The following is a 20,933-nucleotide window of genomic DNA, read 5'->3' on the forward strand; positions in this document are numbered from 1 at the left end:
TACTACTCCTTAATCAACATATTGCGGTTTTGTTCATAAGCGTCACGTATAAAAGGGTAAAGATCGATAGCATCTTTTCTTAACTCTTTGTACTCTTTTGCCCTGAGTGATCCCTCATTGAATTTTTTATACGAGATTATACCCCAAGATTCATACTTATTATCGACAACATTGTATTTTCTATAATCAACATAATAGATAGGATCTGCTGCTGCATCGACATACACGCCTGCGAGATCTCTAAGGTTATACTGTCCGAAAAACGGCAGGGTAATAGGAAAACCGCTGCCTACTCCGTAATATCCCAAAGTCTGTCCGAAATCTTCATCGCTTTTGTCCAGTTTTAACCACGTATATGCAGGATCAAAAAAGCCAAAAAGCCCCACCGTAGTGTTTACTCCGAATCTTTCGACATCGATCCATGCTCTTTTAAACTTCAATTGAAGCAGATTATTGACAAATGTTACAGGAAACTTCAGGTTATCAAAAAAGTTTTGTATAGATGAACGGACGACTTTTGGAGCCACATAGTTGTAGCCTTTAAAGAGATAAGGATCTAAAACATTCATATAAAGGTAATCGTTAAAATTTGTCATAACGCGGTTATAACCGCTTAGAGGGTCGAAAGGCTCATACTTTTTTGTAACGAACTCATCGTCAAAATCATCTATATTATCAGCGTACGAATAGAAATTAAAAATCAAAAATACTAATAACAAAAAACGCATTCGCACCTCACAAATATTTAAAAATAGTATCCTGATACTACTTTTAAATACCTTATTATTTATAATATATGTAAATTTAATAAAATCCAAATGGCTATTTTGGTAGAATATCTGACTTTTAACTTTGGCAACAACGGAGACAATAGAATGGATAAAGCCAAATATATTTGGATGAATGGAAAGTTTGTAAATTGGGATGATGCACAGGTACATGTACTCTCTCATACTATTCACTACGGAAATGGTGTAATCGAAGGAACAAAAGCGTATAAGACTGCAAAAGGTTATGCGATTTTTCGTCTAAACGACCATACGAAAAGACTTAAAGAGTCTGCAAAGATGACTCTTATCGATATCCCGTACAGTGTCGAAGAGCTAAATAAAGCACAGATAGAGCTTGTAAGAAACAACGAGTTTACGGGTGATAACGTTTATATCCGTCCATTTGCATTTTTAGGTTACGGTGTTATGGGTGTTTACCATAAAAACGCACCTGTCGAGACTGTTTTATCTGCTTGGGAATGGGGCGCTTATCTTGGTGAAGAGGGTATGAAAAAAGGTATTAAACTTAAGATCGTATCTATGACACGTCCTGCAAATACGTCAAATATGGGTAAAGCAAAAGCTACGGCAAACTACCTTAACTCTCAAATGGCAAAATATGAGGCGATCGACTGCGGTTATGATGAAGCACTTTTACTTGATGACCAAGGGTATGTCGCAGAAGCAAGCGGAGCAAGTTTCTTTATGGTAAAAGACGGAAAACTTATCACTCCTCCAAATGACAACTCATTAGAGTCTATCACTCAAAAGACTGTTATCGAGATGGCACAAAACCTAGGTATCGAAGTCGTCCGTAAACGTCTTTCACGTGAAGATGTCTATGTTGCAGATGAAGCATTCCTGACAGGGACTGCGGCTGAGATAACACCTGTTCGTAATGTAGACGCAAGAGAGATAGGAAACGGTGCTAGAGGCGAGATGACGGAAAAACTGCAGTCGATGTATTTCGACATAGTTTTTGGACGTAACAAAGAGTACGAACACTACTTGACGTATGTCAACTAATAGAATCTAAAAAACATCTCTTAGAGATGTATCAGTTTCCCGCATAGGGAAACAAAACAAAATGAAGGAACAACAACTATGGCATCAGATATGAACGATTATTTTAACAAGAAAAAGAGCCAAGGCGGTGGATTTGGCGGTGGAGGAGACAACTCTTCACCAAAAGCACCCAGACCTCCAAAGATCGACTTTAATTTCGGTGGCGGAAAATCGATCATACTATATTTTATAGTCGGTCTTGTACTTCTTTTAGTTATCGCAAAACCTTTTGTGATCATCAACGAGGGTGAACGCGGGATCCTTTCTACAAACGGAAAGTACCAAGAACAAGCACTTCTACCGGGACTGCATTTTATACTTCCAGTCATTCAAAAAGTCTTTGCGGTCGATACAAAAGTCAGAATCATTAACTATGCAAGCGGTTTGGAAAAAACGGATCAGGGTGACGGAATAAAGACAAAACCTGCAGTTACTGTCCTTGACAGACGCGGTCTTCCGGTTTCTATCGAGTTGACAGTTCAGTACAGATTAAATGCACAGTTTGCGGCACAAACTATCTCTAACTGGGGATTCAGCTGGGAAGACAAGATCATCAATCCTGTTGTACGTGATGTTGTAAGAAACGTCGTGGGTAACTACGATGCAGAATCTTTACCGAACGAGAGAAATACTATCGCAGCAAAGATCGAAGCTGGGATCAGCGACAATGTGAAATCTCTTCCAAACTCTCCTGCGATCCTACAATCTGTTCAACTGCGTGAGATCGTTCTGCCTACAAAAGTAAAAGATCAGATCGAACGTGTTCAGATCGCAAAACAGGAAGTACAAAAAGCGGAGCAAGAGGTCGCACGTGCAAAACAAGAAGCTCTAAAACGTGCTGCTGAAGCTCAAGGTCGTGCAGACGCTGTTAGAATCGAAGCAGAGGGTAAAGCACAGGCTATTACGATAGAAGCTGATGCAAATGCTAAAGCAAACCTGCTTATATCTAAATCATTGACTCCAAAACTTCTACAGCTTGAGCAGATAAAAGTTCAAGGGAAGTTTAACGAAGCACTTCAAACAAACAAAGATGCGAAGATATTCTTAACACCTGGCGGTTCGACTCCAAATATCTGGGTCGATATGAAAGAGTCTCGTTCAAAAGTAACTTCATCAAATTAAAGGCTTACATGTAAGTAAGCCTTTTTACTCAAGGAAATATATGCAAGAGATACTAAACCGTATTGACTGGCAAAAGCAGGAGCTTCTTCCTGTCATCGTCCAAGACGTTACTAACAATGAAGTCTTGATGATGGCATATATGGATAAAGAAGCTCTTGAACTCTCTTTACAAACAGGGATCGCGCACTACTTTTCACGTTCAAAACAACGTATCTGGAAAAAAGGCGAGAGTAGCGGACATATCCAGACTATCCATTCTTTTAACATTGACTGCGATAACGATACACTGCTGATCAAAGTCACACAGGAGGGTGTAGCATGCCATACGGGAAGACGTTCATGCTTTTTTACCGAACTCAAATCAGGTGATGTTCAGACAGAAGTCGAAGTAAACACTGATGCGATGTACGGAGTCATAGACACTCTTTACCATACGATCCAAGAAAGAAAAAATGCCGATCCGTCAACCTCATGGACGGCAAAACTTTTTAGCAAGGGTGAAAACACAATACTAAAAAAAGTGATCGAGGAATCAGGCGAGTTTACCTTTGCATTTAAAGACAATGACGAAGCCGAGATGATCTACGAGGCAGCTGATCTGACATACCATATGTTAGTCGCTCTTGCATACAAAAACATCTCTCCTGACCGTATCAAACAGGAACTTGCCCGCAGATTCGATATTAGCGGAATAGCAGAAAAGAACTCAAGAGAATCATGAATAGTAATAAAATACTCACCTTTCTTAATGGATTGACAAACTATGACTATGCATTATTTGGTGGGATATTTATTCTCTTTTTACTGCTGCTTGTCATCACCCTGCTCTTAAGAAAAAAACCTCTTTTATCTGTCACTGTACTGCTGATAAGTATCATCCTCCTTGTTCTAGGACCGGTGATCGGGTATATAGAACTTCATAAATTCATTTACAAAAACAGTTGTAAAGTCACCAGTGTCAAAGAGCTGCAGTTTACTCCGGCAGTAGTCGTGACAGGGACTATCACTAACGAATCAAAAAGAGATTTTTCTACATGTAAGATAAGTGCAAAACTCTATAAAGTATCGCATAACAAAGTACTTGACAAGATATACACACTTAAGCCATTTAAAAAAATGTCGATTATTGAGAATGATATAGAAAGAAATGAAACTAGACCTGTCAAGATTATAGTCGAACCTTTTGGCTACAAAAATGACTATAATGTATCTTTAGGAGCTGATTGCAGATGAGTACATATTTAACTATTTGGCACTACCTTACTATGCTGTTAGGAGTAGTCGTTATTGCTCTTGGTATTTTTGCAGCCCTTAGACAAGCAGACAAAAAAATAATCCTTTCTATGATATTCTCAATCGTTTTGATAGTCATATTAGTTGTCAGTTTTACTCTCGTTGCACTTGACAAGTACACTAAAAAAGTACAACTAGGCAATCTGGAAAATCATAGAATACTTTCTATCGAGAAGATCGTATATACAGGTTACGTAAAAAATATCGGTGATTACAAGATAGGCAAAGTCACACTTGAAGTAAAGATTGTAAATAAGGCACATACAAGAGGGAAAGTCAAACCGGGAAGTTTCTTTAGTCCAAGCGGATTTGCAGAATTTTTCGGTGGCGGGATGAATGTTTTATATAAACCTCAGACCGTTGTCAAAAGATTCGTGGTAGCGGAAGATCTAGAACCCGGGAAAACAAAGAGTTTTAGAGTGATGTTTGATTATCCGCCATACTTTGAGAATGTAACACAGTTTACGAAAGTAACTGCACACTAATATTTAAAGCCTATTTTTTTCAAAGAGCTGTTGATATTTCTTATCTGCTCGTTTTTGTCTCTACACCAGGCTGGTGCGATAAGTGAATCATCGTCTACTCCGGCAGTGATCCTCTGCACACTTACATGATCAGGTTTCATCAAAATAGCCTCATTTAAGACATCTAGATAATCCTCCTCAGTGATCGGTGTAAACTCTCCCCGTGCATATTCATTTGCAAGAGCTGTCTTTTTAACGACATAAAGAGGATGGTACTTTACGGAATCTATCCCCCATTCATACGCCTGCTTTGCAGTTTCCAGCATCATAGCCTTATCTTCACCCGGAAGTCCGAAGATAAGATGACCGCATACATTCAGACCTGCTTTTTTAGCTTTTAATATCCACTCTTTGACATTGGCACTTGTATGCCCGCGGTTAATGCGCTCTAGTGTCTCATCATAGACTGACTGGATACCAAACTCTATCCATATCTCTTTTGTCTTTGCAAGCTCTCCTAGATACTCTAGTGTCTCATCAGTGATACTGTCGCTTCTTGTACCTATACTGAGACCGATAACATCATCAAATGAAAGTGCTCTTTCGTAAAGTGTCTTTAGTGTCTCAAAAGGAGCATACGTGTTTGTGAAAGATTGAAAATATACAAGGTATTTGTTGACACCGTATTCTCTTTTTTGACGGGAGCTGAGTGCATTGAACTGCATTTGCAACTGAAGAAGCTGTTTATCTAAAAAGGGATTTTCTTTGGAAGTAAGATTTAGATGAAACCCCTTTAAGGGTTTTACACTGTCCAGACTAGGGCTGAATGAATCATTCTCACAAAAAGTACATCCGCCTTTTGCAACAGTCCCGTCTATATTCGGACATGTGAATCCCGATATCGATACAGCAGTTTTATGGACCTTTGTACCGAACTTTTCATTTAGGTATTTCCCAAATGTATATATCTGTTTTACTGTCATAACCTAGACTATGTATTTACCTGTAAAACAAGCTGTACAGTATTTATCTTCACTATCGGCATTGACACTTCTTAAAAGTGCATCTTCCGTAAGATATGCTAACGAATCAGCTTCGATAAAATCACATATCTCATCTATAGACATATTTGCAGCTATCAGCTTGTCTTTGTCCGGGGTGTCGACACCGTAAAAACACGGATCAGTTGTCGGAGGAGACGAGATTCTCATATGGACTTCTCTTGCTCCTGCATCTTTAAGCATTCTAACGATTCTTCTTGAAGTAGTGCCGCGAACGATAGAATCATCTACTACGATCACTGACTTGCCTTTTATCGTATCGATCATCGGAGAAAGCTTCATCTTCACTTTCAGATCACGCATCTCTTGCGTAGGCTCGATGAACGTACGTCCGATATAGTGATTTCTCATGATCCCCATCTCGTAAGGTATTCCGCTTCCTTGAGAGTATCCGATAGCCGCCGGGACACCACCGTCTGGAACAGGGATGACCATATCAGCTTCAACTGGTTTGATCTTTGCAAGCTCGATACCCATGTTTTTTCTCATCTGGTAAACACTTTGTCCATAAACACTTGAGTCTGGACGAGCAAAGTAAACATACTCGAAAATACAGTGTTTTGGAGTCGGTTCGAATATTTTGATGCTTTGAGGTGCTTTATCCTCTTCAAATATAAGAAGTTCACCCGGCTCTACATCACGGATATATTTTGCGCCGATAAGATCGAATGCACAAGTCTCGCTTGCTACGACATACCCGCCGTTACCGATTCTACCTAGACTTAAAGGACGGAAACCGAATCTGTCACGCATCGCGAACATCTTCGTACGGCTTAAGAACACTAGTGAAAATGCACCCTCGATGCGTTTTACACCGTCGATAATACGGTCAACAAGATGCTCTTTTTCACTCTTTGCGATCAGATGGATAAGATTTTCAGTATCCATAAAAGTCTGGAATATCGCACCTTTTTTAATGAGGGCGTCACGGACTTCCTGAGCATTTGTAAGGTTACCGTTATGAACGATAGACATCTCACCAAGGTCATATCTGGCAAATACCGGCTGAGCATCAAGAATAGAATCGTCACCCGCAGTAGAGTATCTTGTATGTCCTATGGCATTGTTGCCTTTTAAAGTCCCTAACTTTTTCTCATCAAATACAGTTGTCACCAGACCTCTGTCTTTAATGGTATGAAGTTTTTTCCCGTCAGCTGACGATATACCAGCAGCCTCTTGACCGCGATGCTGTAATGCATGTAGTGAAAAGTACGCTAATTTAGAAGCCTCTTTATGACCGAATATCCCGACAACTGCACACTTTTCATTCATATTTTCAAGCAAGATAGAATCCTTGTAAATGTTAAATAGATTTATAAAAACTATTTCGAAAATAAAATCTTATAGTTTTTATAAATATATTTTGGAATTATACTAAAAAAGAGCTAAAACGGCTCTTTTTTAAATTAATTAGAGTTCTAAACAATCAGCGATGTTATATAGACCTGCCGGCTTGTCTACAAGCCACTTAGCAGCACGGAGTGCTCCTTTACTAAACGTGTTTCTGCTTGTCGCCGTGTGATTGAGTTCTATAAACTCTCCATCATTGTAAAAACCGACCGTATGACGTCCTACGATATCACCGCCGCGAAGTGCCATAACGGCGATCTCATCTTTTGTTCTTTCACCGATATTGCCGTTTCTGCCGCTGACTCTCACTTTATCAAGATCAAGATCTCTTCCCGCAGCCGCACTTTCTGCTAAAGTCAGTGCCGTACCGCTTGGTGCATCTTTTTTATGTCTGTGATGCTGTTCGACTATCTCGATATCAAAACCGTCTAGGCTCTGTGACGCTATATATACCAATTTATTTAAAAGTGCGACACCTAAAGACATGTTTGTCGCATACAAAATAGGCATCACTTCACTCGCATCCTTTAAAAGGTTCATCTGGTGCAAGTCAAGTCCTGTCGTGCCGATAACTAACGGTCTTGGAGCTTTTATGGACTCTTCCAAAAGCGATTGACATGCTTCAGGCAAAGAAAAATCAACGACGATGTCACAAGCGTTTAAAAAAGTGTGCAGATCGTTTGTCACTAATACCGATGGATCGATCGAGAAATCAAGGTTCTCTCTTACGTAAACCGTTGAAAGAGACATATTATCCTCTAATTTCAGATCATCCAGTAGTAAACGACCTACTCTCCCGCTTGCGCCAAAGACTCCGACTTTTATCATTATTTTCATTCCTTAATTTTATTTCATAAAATGAAGGATACCTCCATTTTTTTTAAACGTCAAACAGACCAAGTCCATTTGACTACGTTAACACTAAATTTTCTTCAGCAGAAAGCTCATTATGTATAATGTTGTTTTAGTGGCTTAGTTTTTCATCTACATAAGAGATAGCTTTAAGTGCCGCCACAGCACCGTCTCCAGCTGCACACACAACCTGTTTTGGAGCTTCGATCCTAATGTCTCCTGCAGCAAACAGACCCTCAACAGAAGTCCTCATGCTAAGATCGACTATAACCTCTCCTGCACTGTTAAGCTCACAAAGAGATGTACCGTCCTCTTGCATCAGCACCTGGTTGTTTACATTGTTCCCTACAAATGTAAATACTCCCGGTACTGCTATATCTCTGCTCTGTCCCTCTTTATCGATAACACGGATACCCGTAACACCCATAGCATCACCGTATACTTCATCCGGTATCGAGTTTAGTACAAGTTCGATATTTGCTGTCGACTTCACACGTTCTACCGTATTTGGTGCAGAACGGAACGTATCACGTCTGTGTATAAGGTAGACTTTTGCACAGATCTTAGCAAGGTACAATGCTTCTTCTAGGGCAGTGTCTCCACCGCCGATAACTGCGACCTCTTTTCCTTTATAGAAAAACCCATCACAAGTGGCACAAGTACTCACGCCTCTTCCAAAGAACTTGTCTTCTCCTTTAAAGCCGGCACGACGAGGAGTAGAACCTGTACAGACTATAACGCTGTGAGCCTCTTGAGTCTTACCGTCACCCTTATGGATAACAAAAGTGCCGTTCTCATTTCTCGAAACACGGGTCACTTCGACCATATCATGTTTTAAACCGAACTTTTGACACTGTTCAGGCCACGGGATCATAAGATCCATTCCAGTGATCTCACCCGTCACGCCGGGATAGTTCTCGATCTCGCTGCTTTGAGTTATCTGACCGCCTGGCATCCCTTTTTCAAACATCACAACGTTTGCAAGACCGCCGCGCGTCGTATAAAGCCCTGCTGTCAAACCTGCAGGCCCTCCACCTATGATAGCACAATCTAAGATATTATTTTCCATTTAAAGCTCTTTTATTTTATTGTCAATTTGATCTAATGTATCTAATTTTCGTATCATACTATCTTGTTTATAAAGAGTATCTTTGACTTTTTTTATAATGAAAATAGATGGAGAATGATAGATGTTAAATCTCTGAATAAACTGCAGGTTTGTATTTGTCCCTGAACGCAGGAATATTGTACTTTTTGTATTCTCAAAACTATTTTGATAAAAGTCTACCGCTATTATTTTATACTCGGCATTGACGTTAGAGATGACCTCTTGGGTATTTTTATCTTTTGAACTGTACAGGACTACGATATATCTGTCATCGACCGGTTTAAAGATATCACTTTTTTCATAAAAGATCCACTTACCGAAATCTATAAACTTATACTCTGAGAATTTGTAATTGAAGTATGCAAAAGCAGCTGCTATAAGTGCTGCTCCAAAGAAAGAAGCGAAAACGGTAGTGACGCTAAAAAGGCTTTTGCCTCCTTTAGCCATCAACTCACCCTATTATAAAAGAGAGTTTAGTTTATCTTCAAAAGCTTGTTTTGAAGCTGCACCAACCATTTGTTCAACCATTTCACCGTTTTTAAAGAAAAGAATAGTTGGAATTGAACGGATACCAAACTTCACAGCGATATCTTGCTCTTCATCAGTGTTAACTTTACAGATTTTTGCTTTTCCGTCAAAGTCTTCTGCTAATTCTTCAATTACAGGAGCGATCATACGACAAGGTCCACACCATGGAGCCCAGAAGTCTACTAATACTACACCTTCGTTGATTGTTTCTTCAAAATTCGCTGAAGTAAGTTCTATATATTTACCCATTATCTTTAGTTCCTTTTTTTTTGTTATCTAGTTGCTGTATTATACAAATGAAATCTTTAAACTATCTTATAATATAGTTCTTGTTTTACTAAATAATAATTAAAATTTAAAGAAAATTGTTCTCTTTTAGAGTTTTTACTACATCCTCAAAACCGCCCTCGACTATTTTCAATGCAGAACAAGAGATCATCAGATTTATCGGATAATCGAAATCTTCTATCATCCTTCCTGATGTATCGACGTTCAAACCATCTACAAGCCTCTTTTCACTCTCATCAAACTGCTGCAAGTAGGGAACTGCGCAATCCATATAGCCGTAAACGGGCTTGCCTAACCCATATGCATATCCACATTCCCAAACGGTGCCGCTGTCAGCTTCTTTTCCGCGAAACGCGTTTAAGTTTGCGATGACGACATCGGCTTTTTTTATAAGATCGATATTAGCCAGAAATATATCGTTTGCTATCTTTTGTTTATCCTGTTCAAAGTCTACGATGTTATCCAGCGGATACATCCCCTCATAGCCATACTCTGCACAGATTTGAACATATCTCTTTCCTATTTCCACCGAATCCGCTTCAAAGACATCGGGACCCGCGATATATATTTTTTTCATAAATGGCTCTTTATCTGATTTAATATGCAGTTATAGTATCGATTTTTCATTAAAAACACACTTTGAGTTCTATAATTTTAAGTTATGGGATGATAGAATTGCCGCAAATTACAAGGTTGAATTTAACATGCATATTTCTCAAAGACTTCTTACTACACTGCTAACAATTGTTTCTTTACACTCTACGATTTTTGCAGAAAATGACCTTTTTAAAACCACCTACTCCTTTACAAATGTCAGTGTCAACTATCTTGACTGGACAAAACCTACAGAGAACCGTTCATTTCAAAGAGACTTCGGCTACCTGGAACTTGAAGGCGGTGCAGGATTTGAGTGGGGAGATATCTACGGGTATTTTGATATTGAGAATCCGACAAGAGGTTATGACGATTTACCGCAAAGTAACAGAAGATATGCATTCAAACCCGCACTTGATATCAAACTGTTTAACAGCAACTGGTATATCTATTCTCAAGACTTCAACCTTTATTCAAAAGATTTCCATGTTTCCAACCTGATCGTCGGCATCTCTTACAAGTATATAGATGACGGCCTGCTGTTTCAGCCATTTTTAGGTCCTCACTATCAAGAGAGTACTTATTATACAGGCTATAACGGATATATGTTTGGCTGGATACTCAACTATGATTTTGCACTCGCTAAAGAGAAGTTCACGATATTTCAATGGCATGAGCATGAGTTTGCAAGAGACAAAGAGCACTATCTTTTAAGCGACGGGACAAGAACAGGTGACGGAGAGTCTTTCGGCGTGCAAGGCTCTTTTGAGTTCTGGTGGCATACTACGGAGAATATAAGAGCGGGACTGCAGTACCGCTATGCACTCAACAAACTGGGCTACTACGGGTATCAAGACGGATTTATCTATTCACTGAGATACTATTTCTAAAAGGTGATGTTTTCGATCAGATCGATCGATGAAGGTGTCACGATAACAGCGTCGTACATGTAAGCACATTCAAGTGCATTTTTTTTAAGATACACATCACCTGTCTGCAAAAGTTTTCTCACCTTCTGCGGGGTGATGTTCTGTACTGCAAGCTCATAGTCCTCACCGCTTTTTACTTCGACAAAGTGTAAAACCTCATCTTTAAAAGCGATGATATCGACTTCTCCAAACTTGCTGTAAAAGTTTCTATCGACTACGGTGTAACCGCATGAAAGAAGATATTCACAGGCTTTACTCTCTGCGATATCTCCTTTAGCTCTACTCATTACGCGGGGAGTATCTCGACTTTTATCGACTTAAATGCTGCCGTCAAGATCAGCTCGTCACTTTTGTCTCCAAAGAGGTTGTTTATCTTTGACTTTGCATGGTGAAAAGTACTAAACAGCGTCTTTGGCTGGACTTTTTCGGTAAAACGCACCGTAAGCGGATTCGTCTCGCCAAACTCAGACTTCAGTATCACCTTCTCAGTCGGGAAATCTGCTCTGTCACCCTCATATACAAGAAGGATATCCTCATCATAACGCTTATTGAGACTCTCGCTTCTTTTCGTCTGAGCTGCATTGTTATAATGAGCGATCGTACGTCCGGTCGTTAGATGATATCCCTGAAGATCTTTGTTGATAATCTCTTCTACCATTCCGCGGAGTTTATACTGATGGTAGTGAAACTCTCCAAGTCCGTCTTCAGTTCTAAAGTCTAACTGATGAAGGATCGGTGTGTCTTCCGTATGTACAGGCCATTGGAGTCCTCTTTTTCTATGACGTTCAAGTCTCACGTAAGAAGCACCGCTAAAACGACGGTATGCAACCTCTCTTACCTCATCCCAGACATCTTTTGAACTTGCATAATTTGCCGTTCCGCCCATCTTGTTGTCAAGGATCTGCAACACTTCCCAGTCATCCGGAAGGTCTGATTTTACAAGCGGCTGAGAAAGATGAAGACGTCTCATAGCATTGACGTAGACACCCGTTTTCTCATAAGCGGATTTCACACCTACGACGATATCCGCACGAGAAGCGACATCAGTCATAAATAGCTCCTGGACAAAAAGAAGTTCCAGTTTTTCAAACGCTCTGTCTACTTTGTTGAGATTCGGGTGGATATGGGTCAGATCCTCTCCGATGTTAAGAACAGCTTTTATGCGGTCTTCCAGCATCTCATCAACTAACTGAGGAGTCATAAGACCGATCTCTTTTGGAGTCTGATAATCAGGGTCATAGTATGGAAGCATCCCCATATCACACGTTCCCTGAACATTATTCTGCCCTCTTAAAGGCATAAGACCTGCACCCTCTTTACCGACATTTCCCGTCATCAATGCTAAGTGTGTTATCGCCATGACCGCATATGAACCGTCGATATGTTCCGTGATTCCAAGACCCCAGAATATCATAGACTTTTTAAGCGCGTACTCACGGGCGATCTTCGGTATCATCTTTGAAAGGTACTCATACCCCTCTATCTGCTCAAAGTATTTCGGATTTGCATACGGGTCGTTTAATATCTTTTCTTTAAATTCCAAGAACCCTTTTGTCCTGTCGGCAATGAAACTCTCATGGTAAAGTTCCTCATCGATGATCGTATAAGCAAGCATATTGAGTACTAAAAGATTTGCTTCGTGAGGGATGATCGCCTTGTATTTTGAAAATCTGTGAAGCTTGATCTCTCTTACATCAAATACCGCCAGATTGTCATGTTTTTGCGCCATATCGACGATACGGTTTGCGATGATAGGATGAGCCTCTGTCGTGTTTGAACCGATGACGATCATGAACTCACAATTATAGATGTCGTTGTACGGATTTGTCGCCGCACCCTCGCCAATAGTGGTTCTCATCCCTTTTAGACTAGGAGAGTGACAGACTCTGGCACAGTTATCCACGTGAGGAGAGTTTAATGTATGACGAGTAAATTTTTGAAAAAGATATGAACTTTCACATGATGTTCTCGCTCCACCGATAGAACAAACACTTTTTTCACCGTAGTTTGTCTGTATCTCTTGGAGTTTCATAGCCGCTGCAGTAGTCGCACTGTCAAGCGTAGTCTCATACCAGGTATCGTCTAGATCAACCAGTGTCGATGCGATACTCTCTTTTATATACGGGTTTTTCTCTAAAAAAGTTTTACGGATACGAGGAGTCTTAAGTCTGTCCTGTGCATCTACGAAATCAAATCCGTATTTCCCTTTAATACAAAGCTTTCCTTGTGAAACTACGCCGTCCGGATGAGCAAAAATATTTTGTATTTTGTTATCTTTTACATTAGCTGCTATATCGCACCCAACACCACAGTAGGTACAAACGCTGTCTATAGTTTCAACATTTTCCATTAAAGTAATCCCGATTTTATTTATATGCGGAGTTTACAATTGTTTATCTTAAAAATTATGGAAGCGGATCGTGTCCTTTTATGATTAAATAAAACATAAGTGGAGATCGAAGCAAGAACCATAAGATTTATTGATATAATTATAAAAATTTTTAGATCGGTGTTAAATTTATGTATAAAAGCTTTATTGCTGCCTTTATCGTTATTATCATCCTTATTATCACAATATTTTTCTATTTTAGAGGCGAAGTAAAAGAGCAAAAACTCGATCATATCTTGGATCAGATCACCTCTGAACTCAATACTCAGCTCAAAACAAATCAGATGAATGCGCTTGAGATCGCTATCGTACTCTCACAAAACAGCGGACTGGTGAATGCTTTAGAAAATGATGATGAAGATCTCGGTTATAGTATCCTCTCAAAGATCACGGAAAATATTAAGAAAAATACCGACAGGTTCGTAAGAACACAGGTCATTACAAGCGATTACCTTATCTTTGCAAGAAGCTGGGATAACGTATACGCAGGTATGCCCTTAGGTGATTATAGAACCGATCTTAATTATTTTAAAACTCACAGATCACCCCGTACTTCCATAGAAGTAGGAAGAAGACTGGGGATCAAAGCTACCGTACCTATCTATAAAGACAACACGTTGCTCGGCTTTATCGAAGTAATAGACTTTTTTGAACCTCTTACAGAGTTGTTCCGTGCGCAGGGGATAGACCTCTATGTCTTACTAAATGACAAATATTTCAATACGGCTATATTTATGCAGGAAAATATGACCGTCAATAAATATATCATCGCTAACACCAACTATAACTCGAGCCATATCAAGGTTTTAAAAAGTATCGATTTTAAACAGTTAAAAGCCAACAGGATGTTATCGGCAAAAGACAGGCATATCTTTTATGAGACGATGTATAATGGAGACGGTGAAACTATCGGAGCTTTCGTCTTTATCCTCCCCGATAAATATCTTGAATATTTTAGAGATCCTGAAGATGATATCTCGTTTTTGATCAATGTCACCAGAAGCAGTTTATACAGTATAGAGAAAAAACAAAATGACTTTCAGGCGTACAAGTCATACACTCCTTCGGAACTCTCCTACATCAAAGATATCATCTCTGAAGAGGATGAAGCGGAGTTTTCAGAAAATGCGTACAAAAAACTGGATCAATACTCAAAAGACGAGTTGATCCAACTTATTTTGAACCGTAAAGTTGTTAAAAAAATAGATGGGAAGATCAGATGAAAATTTTACTTTTGGAAGATGAGTACTCTTTACGTATCAGTATAAAAGAGTTTTTAGAAGATATAGGTTACGAAGTGGACTGTTTTATGGATGGGCTAGAAGCATACGATGCTATCCATGAAAAAGCATACGAACTTTTACTTCTGGATGTCAATGTCCCTTCCATGAACGGTTTTAAACTTTTAGAGAACCTGCGCAATGATGATATGAAGATACCGACGATATTTTTGACATCAATGACCGATGTGCAAAATCTCAAAGAGGGTTATGAAAGAGGCTGCTGTGACTACATAAGAAAGCCTTTTGACCTTGAAGAGCTGGAGCTTCGCATCAATCATGCCTATAGAAGTTATTATCTCGATGACAGCGATATCATCGACCTCGGGCAGAATGCAACATACAATATGACCAAAGGAAAGCTCACCATCAACGGTGAAGAGATCGTACTGAGAAAAACAGAGAAAGATATGCTTGAAGTTCTGATAAAACATAAGAACTCTGTCGTCTCCATAGATATGTTCCAAGATGAAGTATGGGGTGAGTATGTAGAGCCCGCAACCATTAGAGTCCAGTTAAAAAATCTGCGTCAGAAACTGCCTGAGGGGATCATACATAACAGAAGATCTTTAGGATATATCATTGAACGAAAATAGATACGCACTCAAAAACGCTCTTATATACACAGTGTTGATCAGCAGTATTTTGCTGGCACCGCTGTTTTTTTATTTTATCTATATGAAAAATATTTATTCTGTACAGAATGAACTGTTTTTAAAAGAGAAATCTCTGCTGATCATTAAATCGATGGAAGAGTTTAATCAAAATGATATCTATTTTGAATATCCAAGATTTAAGACTTTCAAATCAGGTCTGTACGATGTCAGATTTAGACCGATCTTTACATTGATAGATACGGAGATAAAAAGTTTTAAAAGTGGTTATTATCTCGACGGCTATAACGCTTTTTTGGTCGTACAGCTGCCAAAAAATAGATATTTCGGTGCAGATTATCTGATCTTGAACAACACCATCTCTTATGCATCCATCTATAAGAATATTATGGTGATACTCTTTTCTATTGCCATAATCGTCTTTCTTTTAAGTATGTTTTTTCTGAACCGCTTTGCAGAACCTTTTAAAGCGGTCAACAAAAAACTGGACAACTTTATAAAAGATTCCATCCATGAGATCAACACGCCTCTGGCGATCATCAATGTCAATGTGGATCTCTATAATAGAAAAAACCCTACCAACAAATATCTCCAGCGTGTCAAAGGTGCCGCAAAAGTCTTATCGAACATTTACGACGATATGGACTATCTCATAAAGTACAACCGTCTCGAGTATGAAGATGAGAAGATCAATTTCACTCGTTTTATGAAAGAGAGGATAGAGTATTTTTATGATGTCGCTTTGATGAAAAACATACATATACAGAGCGATATAGAGGAGAATATCTTTATATTTATGAACCAGAAAAAACTGCGAAAGATCGTAGACAATAATATCTCCAATGCGATCAAGTACTCTTTTGAGAACAGTACTATCCATATATCGCTTTTTATGAAATCAGATATATGTCATCTCAGTGTAAAAGACTCCGGAATAGGAATCAAAGATGTTAATCAGATCTTTAAAAGATACTATAGAGAAGACACAAACAAGGGTGGTTTCGGCATTGGGCTCAATATCGTAAAATCTATAATCGAAGAAGCAGGGATCGAACTCGATATCAAGTCAAAACTCAAAGAAGGTAGTACTTTTACCTACAAATTTCCGCAAAAAATCATCACTCATTCATAAATAAAACAAATTTTACATTAATTTTACACTTCACTGTTACACTTCTTGCCGAATCAAATAGGAGGAAGTTGAAATGGTAAAGAATCTAACAGTTTCATTACTATTGGGATGCTCACTTTTTGCTGCTGATTACAGCAGTATTATCGAACATCCTAATGCAAGTAAGATTATTGAAAAAGATCTATTAGCTGCACCGAAAGTCTATAGTATGCCAGCAGGTTGTATAACAACAGATGCAGCAGCGATAGCTAGAGGCGCTTATATCTTTCATAATCTTAACGGAAGTAAAGCAAAAGGGAATCCACCGGCTGGATTGAGTAAAAGTAACCCTGACGGTTCTGCAAAGCAATATGGAAATTGTGTTGCCTGCCATAACATCGAAGGTGCAAAAGGTGCCGGGAACATAGGTCCGGACCTACATAACTACAAACAGAACTTCATCGACTCCGGTGCAAGAACTTTAGAGTTTGTGTTTCAAAAGATAGCAGATGCACGTATCGATAATCCGACAACACATATGACTATCAATTTAACTACTAAATTATTTAACGAAAGAGAGATATGTGACCTGACTTCATATATCGTAGCTCCAAAATAAAAAGGAAAGAAAATGCAAAGAAGAGATTTTTTTAAAACATTAGGAACAGTAGCAGTAGTTGGTGCGACAATCCCGGCAATGAGCTTCGCAGCTGAAACAAAAAAACAGGGTCCGAATGCTTTTACATACAAACAAGCTGTAGATGTGATCACAGGCGGTAAAACACCTAAAAAATCATCTAAGGTTCATCTAAAAGTACCTGAGATCGCAGAAAACGGTGCAGTTGTTCCTGTAACGGTCGAAGTTGACTCTCCGATGACTCCGGATGATTATGTTAAAGCGATCCATATATTTGCTACAAAAAACAATAACGTTCGTTGTTTGGATGCAAATCTGTCTCCGGCTAACGGAAAAGCAATGCTTTCTACACGTGTAAAACTTGGCGGCACACAAGATGTTGCGGCACTTGTCGAACTAAGCAACGGTGAGTTTTTAATAGCTTCTCAAAGCGTTAAAGTGACAATCGGCGGTTGTGGTTGATCTTGAGCAAGAAACCGCAGTAGAAAATAAAAAATAAAGGATTTAAAATGGCAGAAAGAAAATCATTAATCAAAATTAAACCGAAAAAATATAAAGACGGCGAGATTGTAAAAGTAAACTTTATGATTATGCACCCTATGGAAACAGGTATGCGTAAAGATAAAAAAACAAAAGAGATCGTACCAGCTAAGTACGTTAACAGCATCAAGTTCGTGTATAACGGAAAGACTATCACAAATATGATCGTATGGGAATCTGTTTCGGCAAATCCTGTTTTCACGACATACATGAAAATAGACGGAAAAGGTGATCTGACTGTGACATACACAGACAGTACTGGTGAAGTTCACGAGCAAAGTATCAAGATTAAACCAAAAGGATAATCAATGAAAACAATACTAAAGATAACTCTAAGCGTTGCTCTACTTTCTACACTCACTTTAGCCGATGAGCAGTTTGCAATGAGTGACAAAGACAGAGCCATGTATGCGGAGATGCTTGAAAACAATCCTGCAGACATGACTGTAGCCAGTGGTGAAGAGCTGCTTAGCTATATGGGCGGAGAAGCCGGACTTGCAAAGTACCTTGGTGTCAGTGAAGAAAAACTACCTGAGTATATTGCGGGTTTTCCACGTTATATTAAAAAATTCGACATGGTTGTCGGACTTGATCAAGTTTTACAAGCGATGATGCATGACGGCGGACACAAACCGCTGGAGCTTAAAAGCGGCAATATGTTTGAGATGCTTAGTTATGTTAAATCACTAGCCAACGATGTACCGATAAACATCGATGTCAATGCAAACCAACAGATGAAAGATGCGTATGCACTGGGTGAAAAAACATTTAATACAAAAAGAGGCGGACGCGGTTTAGCTTGTATAAGCTGTCACAGTTCGGATGTGATCGGTATGGTACTAAGAACACAGCCTCTACCTGATCTTGGTGTAAACAATTCAGGTGGGACATGGCCTGCATACAGAATGACAAAATCATCTGTATCAACGCTACAAAAACGTTTTCAAGGCTGTATGAAAAATGCCCTGTTAGCGGTAATCCCTCTTGGTTCACCTGAGATGGTAGGTCTGGAAGTCTACGTCACGGACAAAGCAAAAGGGAAACCTATTGCAATTCCGGGATTAAAAAGATAGGAAAAAAATATGGAAATTTCAAGAAGAGACTTTATGCATATTGCTGCGATCTTTGGTTTAGGTGCTGCAACTGCAGGATGTGCTACTCCAAAGTCCGTAGCTCAGATCTCATTAAAAGATCTATATGACTTTAACGCAAAAGGAAACGTCACACTGCTTCATATGTGTGACCTTCACGCGCACATAAAACCGTTATACTGGAGAGAGCCTTCGACATTGATCTCGGCTCCTAACCTAGTAGGGACTCCGGGTTTCTTATGCGGTGAAGCTTTTGCAAAACATTACGGACTTGAACCAAGCAGTCTTGATGCATATTTTGACACTTATATGGACTTTGACACACTTGCAAGAAAGTTTGGAAAAATGGGCGGTATCGCTCATATGAAAACATATCTTGATCATGTGAGAGCTGAACGCGGAAATGAAAATATCCTGTTTTTAGACTCAGGAGACACATGGCAAGGTACGGGTGTAGCACTTAAGACCGGCGGTGAAGCGATCGTAAAAGCACAGAACTACCTTGGTGTCGACGTAATGGTCGGGCATTGGGAGTTTACTTACGGTAAAGAGAGAGTAAAAGAGCTGATCGAACTGCTTGATGCAAAATTCATCTCTCAAAACATCGTCGGAAACGATCCGTTTGCAGATGACTACGAAGAGCTGATCTTTGAACCGTACACGATCGAAGAGAGAGGCGGAGCGAAGATAGGGATCATCGGTCAGTCATTTCCATTTACCTCGACAGCGAACCCTAAAGAGTTTACAAAAGGGTGGAGTTTCGGTCTTAGACTTGAAACACTGCAGGATTATGTAAATGAACTGAGAAATGAGCATAAAGTGGATTGTGTCGTCGTGTTATCACATGACGGTTTCAGCGTCGACCAAGAGGTGGCTAGAAAAGTCCACGGTATCGATTTTATACTAAGCGGTCACACACATGACCCTTCTCCGCAGCCTATAACGATCAATAACACTGTTATTGTCATCGCAGGAAGCCACGGTAAATATGTGGGACGTTTAGATATCGATATCAAAGACGGAAAAGTCAAAGACTATGAGTACAAACTCGTACCTATCGCTTCAAATATGATACCTGCCGATCCGCAGGGTGTAAAACTGGTAGATGAGCTGTACGCTCCTTTTGCTTCTGAATTCAATGAAGTTTTAGGAAAGACAAAAAACATGCTTTATAAGAGAGATACGTTTTTCTCGACTTTCGATCAGCTGATAAACGATGCGATCATGGACGAGATGAAATGTGACATCTCATTCACACCTGGTTACAGATGGGGTACGACCGTACTTGCCGGTGAAGACATCTTAATGGATAACGTCTACGAGATGTGCGGTATCACATATCCGAACGTCTATACTTTTGAGCTCAAAGGCCAAAAGATAGCTTCTCTTTTAGAAGATATCGCGGATAACGTATTTAATGCGAATCCACTGTACCAACAAGGCGGTGATATGAGCCGTTTAGGCGGTGTTACGTATGATATCGCAGTAGCGAATAAAGCGGGCAAAAGAATATCTAATCTTAAAGTGGGAGGTAAGCCTATAGATCTAAATAAAACCTATGTAGTTTCATCATGGGGTGGAAATCTACAAAATGCGGGGATGAATCTTCGTCAAGATATGATCAGACCTGTATATGACATTGTCAGAGATTACATAAAAAGAGAAAAGGTTGTCGACGTTAGTAACGAAGGTAATGTTACTGTAGTTGATTATGACTGCGGTTGTCCTGTCAAGGGGTCAAGAGGCTGCTAGTCACACGGTATAACGGTAGCGGCAACTACCGTTAAAGTCTGTATGTGCAATAATGACAAAACAAACATCGACATTATTACACATGCAACATTATT

24 protein-coding genes are annotated in these 20,933 nt (G+C 39.5%); 14 read left to right on the forward strand and 10 right to left on the reverse strand.

Annotation, left to right across the window (positions count from 1 at the left end; all coding sequences use genetic code 11):
- Positions 1–2 precede the first annotated feature (2 nt).
- Positions 3–728 (reverse strand): VacJ family lipoprotein, encoded by a 726-nt coding sequence (locus WCX87_RS09885; RefSeq protein WP_345979627.1) that lies wholly within the window; start codon positions 726–728, stop codon positions 3–5.
- A 147-nt stretch (positions 729–875) separates the two neighbouring features.
- Here WCX87_RS09885 and WCX87_RS09890 point away from each other — a divergent pair, with 147 nt between their 5' ends.
- From WCX87_RS09890 to WCX87_RS09910, 5 genes are all read left to right on the forward strand, one after another.
- The gene (locus WCX87_RS09890) at positions 876–1,796 is read left to right on the forward strand and encodes a branched-chain amino acid transaminase (RefSeq protein WP_345981109.1); all 921 of its coding nucleotides are present in this window, start codon (positions 876–878) and stop codon (positions 1,794–1,796) included.
- Between the two features lie 78 nt (positions 1,797–1,874).
- Positions 1,875–2,957: a prohibitin family protein gene (locus WCX87_RS09895; RefSeq protein WP_345979629.1), complete on the forward strand. Its 1,083-nt coding sequence runs from the start codon at positions 1,875–1,877 to the stop codon at positions 2,955–2,957.
- Between the two features lie 40 nt (positions 2,958–2,997).
- Positions 2,998–3,678 (forward strand): bifunctional phosphoribosyl-AMP cyclohydrolase/phosphoribosyl-ATP diphosphatase HisIE, encoded by a 681-nt coding sequence (gene hisIE / locus WCX87_RS09900; RefSeq protein ID WP_345979630.1) that lies wholly within the window; start codon positions 2,998–3,000, stop codon positions 3,676–3,678.
- Complete coding sequence (locus tag WCX87_RS09905; protein WP_345979631.1) at positions 3,675–4,190, forward strand: DUF2393 family protein; 516 nt, start codon at positions 3,675–3,677, stop codon at positions 4,188–4,190. The genes hisIE and WCX87_RS09905 overlap by 4 nt, the downstream gene beginning before the upstream one ends.
- Positions 4,187–4,735 (forward strand): DUF2393 family protein, encoded by a 549-nt coding sequence (locus WCX87_RS09910; RefSeq protein ID WP_345979633.1) that lies wholly within the window; start codon positions 4,187–4,189, stop codon positions 4,733–4,735. The genes WCX87_RS09905 and WCX87_RS09910 overlap by 4 nt, the downstream gene beginning before the upstream one ends.
- Here WCX87_RS09910 and WCX87_RS09915 read toward each other — a convergent pair.
- The 7 genes from WCX87_RS09915 to WCX87_RS09945 form a co-directional block, all read right to left on the reverse strand.
- Positions 4,732–5,697, reverse strand: a complete 966-nt coding sequence (locus WCX87_RS09915) for a TIGR01212 family radical SAM protein (protein WP_345979635.1) — start codon at positions 5,695–5,697, stop codon at positions 4,732–4,734. The two genes, WCX87_RS09910 and WCX87_RS09915, sit on opposite strands and share 4 nt — an antisense overlap.
- Positions 5,698–5,700: 3 nt before the next feature.
- Entirely contained in the window at positions 5,701–7,059 is a 1,359-nt protein-coding gene (gene purF / locus WCX87_RS09920; RefSeq protein ID WP_345979637.1) for an amidophosphoribosyltransferase, read from the reverse strand.
- A 126-nt stretch (positions 7,060–7,185) separates the two neighbouring features.
- On the reverse strand, positions 7,186–7,953 hold the full coding sequence (gene dapB, locus WCX87_RS09925) for a 4-hydroxy-tetrahydrodipicolinate reductase (RefSeq protein ID WP_345981110.1): 768 nt from the start codon (positions 7,951–7,953) through the stop codon (positions 7,186–7,188).
- A gap of 136 nt (positions 7,954–8,089) precedes the next feature.
- The gene (gene trxB / locus WCX87_RS09930; RefSeq protein WP_345981111.1) at positions 8,090–9,034 is read right to left on the reverse strand and encodes a thioredoxin-disulfide reductase; all 945 of its coding nucleotides are present in this window, start codon (positions 9,032–9,034) and stop codon (positions 8,090–8,092) included.
- A gap of 12 nt (positions 9,035–9,046) precedes the next feature.
- Entirely contained in the window at positions 9,047–9,532 is a 486-nt protein-coding gene (locus tag WCX87_RS09935; protein WP_345979638.1) for a hypothetical protein, read from the reverse strand.
- 12 nt (positions 9,533–9,544) lie between these two features.
- On the reverse strand, positions 9,545–9,862 hold the full coding sequence (gene trxA, locus WCX87_RS09940; RefSeq protein ID WP_345979640.1) for a thioredoxin: 318 nt from the start codon (positions 9,860–9,862) through the stop codon (positions 9,545–9,547).
- Positions 9,863–9,968: 106 nt separating this feature from the next.
- Positions 9,969–10,478 carry a nucleoside 2-deoxyribosyltransferase gene (locus tag WCX87_RS09945; protein ID WP_345979641.1) on the reverse strand — a complete coding sequence of 170 codons (510 nt, stop codon included), beginning with the start codon at positions 10,476–10,478 and terminating at the stop codon, positions 9,969–9,971.
- A gap of 127 nt (positions 10,479–10,605) precedes the next feature.
- Between WCX87_RS09945 and WCX87_RS09950 the strand changes: the two genes are divergently transcribed.
- Entirely contained in the window at positions 10,606–11,385 is a 780-nt protein-coding gene (locus WCX87_RS09950; RefSeq protein WP_345979642.1) for an outer membrane protein OmpK, read from the forward strand.
- Here the strand turns inward: WCX87_RS09950 and WCX87_RS09955 are convergent.
- Together WCX87_RS09955 and WCX87_RS09960 are read right to left on the reverse strand one after the other, a co-directional pair.
- Positions 11,382–11,711, reverse strand: a complete 330-nt coding sequence (locus WCX87_RS09955) for a YraN family protein (protein WP_345979644.1) — start codon at positions 11,709–11,711, stop codon at positions 11,382–11,384. The two genes, WCX87_RS09950 and WCX87_RS09955, sit on opposite strands and share 4 nt — an antisense overlap.
- On the reverse strand, positions 11,711–13,774 hold the full coding sequence (locus WCX87_RS09960; protein ID WP_345979646.1) for a molybdopterin-dependent oxidoreductase: 2,064 nt from the start codon (positions 13,772–13,774) through the stop codon (positions 11,711–11,713). Before WCX87_RS09960 ends, WCX87_RS09955 begins: the two co-directional genes overlap by 1 nt.
- A gap of 170 nt (positions 13,775–13,944) precedes the next feature.
- Between WCX87_RS09960 and WCX87_RS09965 the strand changes: the two genes are divergently transcribed.
- The 8 genes from WCX87_RS09965 to soxB all read left to right on the forward strand — a co-directional run bounded on the left by WCX87_RS09965 (position 13,945) and on the right by soxB (position 20,838).
- Positions 13,945–15,036, forward strand: coding sequence for a cache domain-containing protein (locus WCX87_RS09965; protein WP_345979648.1), 1,092 nt, complete (start codon positions 13,945–13,947; stop codon positions 15,034–15,036).
- Entirely contained in the window at positions 15,033–15,689 is a 657-nt protein-coding gene (locus WCX87_RS09970) for a response regulator transcription factor (RefSeq protein WP_345979649.1), read from the forward strand. Before WCX87_RS09965 ends, WCX87_RS09970 begins: the two co-directional genes overlap by 4 nt.
- Positions 15,676–16,839: a HAMP domain-containing sensor histidine kinase gene (locus tag WCX87_RS09975; protein WP_345979650.1), complete on the forward strand. Its 1,164-nt coding sequence runs from the start codon at positions 15,676–15,678 to the stop codon at positions 16,837–16,839. The genes WCX87_RS09970 and WCX87_RS09975 overlap by 14 nt, the downstream gene beginning before the upstream one ends.
- 73 nt (positions 16,840–16,912) lie before the next feature.
- Positions 16,913–17,437 carry a sulfur oxidation c-type cytochrome SoxX gene (gene soxX / locus WCX87_RS09980; RefSeq protein WP_345979651.1) on the forward strand — a complete coding sequence of 175 codons (525 nt, stop codon included), beginning with the start codon at positions 16,913–16,915 and terminating at the stop codon, positions 17,435–17,437.
- A 12-nt stretch (positions 17,438–17,449) separates the two neighbouring features.
- Positions 17,450–17,917, forward strand: a complete 468-nt coding sequence (gene soxY / locus WCX87_RS09985) for a thiosulfate oxidation carrier protein SoxY (protein ID WP_345979652.1) — start codon at positions 17,450–17,452, stop codon at positions 17,915–17,917.
- 47 nt (positions 17,918–17,964) lie between these two features.
- On the forward strand, positions 17,965–18,300 hold the full coding sequence (gene soxZ / locus WCX87_RS09990) for a thiosulfate oxidation carrier complex protein SoxZ (protein ID WP_345979654.1): 336 nt from the start codon (positions 17,965–17,967) through the stop codon (positions 18,298–18,300).
- A gap of 3 nt (positions 18,301–18,303) precedes the next feature.
- Positions 18,304–19,068, forward strand: a complete 765-nt coding sequence (gene soxA, locus WCX87_RS09995) for a sulfur oxidation c-type cytochrome SoxA (protein WP_345979655.1) — start codon at positions 18,304–18,306, stop codon at positions 19,066–19,068.
- Between the two features lie 9 nt (positions 19,069–19,077).
- Entirely contained in the window at positions 19,078–20,838 is a 1,761-nt protein-coding gene (gene soxB / locus WCX87_RS10000) for a thiosulfohydrolase SoxB (RefSeq protein WP_345979657.1), read from the forward strand.
- Positions 20,839–20,933: the final 95 nt, after the last annotated feature.

Origin of the sequence: Sulfurimonas sp. HSL3-2, from assembly GCF_039645965.1 — a bacterium.
GTDB lineage: Bacteria > Campylobacterota > Campylobacteria > Campylobacterales > Sulfurimonadaceae > Hydrocurvibacter > Hydrocurvibacter mobilis.

Excerpts from the sequence above, each read along its gene's own strand:
- hisIE (WP_345979630.1), top strand. The coding sequence starts at position 2,998 with ATGCAAGAGATACTAAACCGTATTGACTGGCAAAAGCAGGAGCTTCTT.
- trxA (WP_345979640.1), bottom strand. The coding sequence starts at position 9,862 with ATGGGTAAATATATAGAACTTACTTCAGCGAATTTTGAAGAAACAATC.
- WCX87_RS09895 (WP_345979629.1), top strand. The coding sequence starts at position 1,875 with ATGGCATCAGATATGAACGATTATTTTAACAAGAAAAAGAGCCAAGGC.
- WCX87_RS09885 (WP_345979627.1), bottom strand. The coding sequence starts at position 728 with ATGCGTTTTTTGTTATTAGTATTTTTGATTTTTAATTTCTATTCGTAC.
- WCX87_RS09965 (WP_345979648.1), top strand. The coding sequence starts at position 13,945 with ATGTATAAAAGCTTTATTGCTGCCTTTATCGTTATTATCATCCTTATT.
- soxY (WP_345979652.1), top strand. The coding sequence starts at position 17,450 with ATGCAAAGAAGAGATTTTTTTAAAACATTAGGAACAGTAGCAGTAGTT.
- soxA (WP_345979655.1), top strand. The coding sequence starts at position 18,304 with ATGAAAACAATACTAAAGATAACTCTAAGCGTTGCTCTACTTTCTACA.
- soxB (WP_345979657.1), top strand. The coding sequence starts at position 19,078 with ATGGAAATTTCAAGAAGAGACTTTATGCATATTGCTGCGATCTTTGGT.
- soxZ (WP_345979654.1), top strand. The coding sequence starts at position 17,965 with ATGGCAGAAAGAAAATCATTAATCAAAATTAAACCGAAAAAATATAAA.
- WCX87_RS09935 (WP_345979638.1), bottom strand. The coding sequence starts at position 9,532 with ATGGCTAAAGGAGGCAAAAGCCTTTTTAGCGTCACTACCGTTTTCGCT.
- WCX87_RS09950 (WP_345979642.1), top strand. The coding sequence starts at position 10,606 with ATGCATATTTCTCAAAGACTTCTTACTACACTGCTAACAATTGTTTCT.
- WCX87_RS09890 (WP_345981109.1), top strand. The coding sequence starts at position 876 with ATGGATAAAGCCAAATATATTTGGATGAATGGAAAGTTTGTAAATTGG.
- WCX87_RS09955 (WP_345979644.1), bottom strand. The coding sequence starts at position 11,711 with ATGAGTAGAGCTAAAGGAGATATCGCAGAGAGTAAAGCCTGTGAATAT.
- dapB (WP_345981110.1), bottom strand. The coding sequence starts at position 7,953 with ATGATAAAAGTCGGAGTCTTTGGCGCAAGCGGGAGAGTAGGTCGTTTA.
- soxX (WP_345979651.1), top strand. The coding sequence starts at position 16,913 with ATGGTAAAGAATCTAACAGTTTCATTACTATTGGGATGCTCACTTTTT.
- WCX87_RS09960 (WP_345979646.1), bottom strand. The coding sequence starts at position 13,774 with ATGGAAAATGTTGAAACTATAGACAGCGTTTGTACCTACTGTGGTGTT.
- WCX87_RS09915 (WP_345979635.1), bottom strand. The coding sequence starts at position 5,697 with ATGACAGTAAAACAGATATATACATTTGGGAAATACCTAAATGAAAAG.
- WCX87_RS09970 (WP_345979649.1), top strand. The coding sequence starts at position 15,033 with ATGAAAATTTTACTTTTGGAAGATGAGTACTCTTTACGTATCAGTATA.
- WCX87_RS09910 (WP_345979633.1), top strand. The coding sequence starts at position 4,187 with ATGAGTACATATTTAACTATTTGGCACTACCTTACTATGCTGTTAGGA.
- WCX87_RS09945 (WP_345979641.1), bottom strand. The coding sequence starts at position 10,478 with ATGAAAAAAATATATATCGCGGGTCCCGATGTCTTTGAAGCGGATTCG.
- WCX87_RS09905 (WP_345979631.1), top strand. The coding sequence starts at position 3,675 with ATGAATAGTAATAAAATACTCACCTTTCTTAATGGATTGACAAACTAT.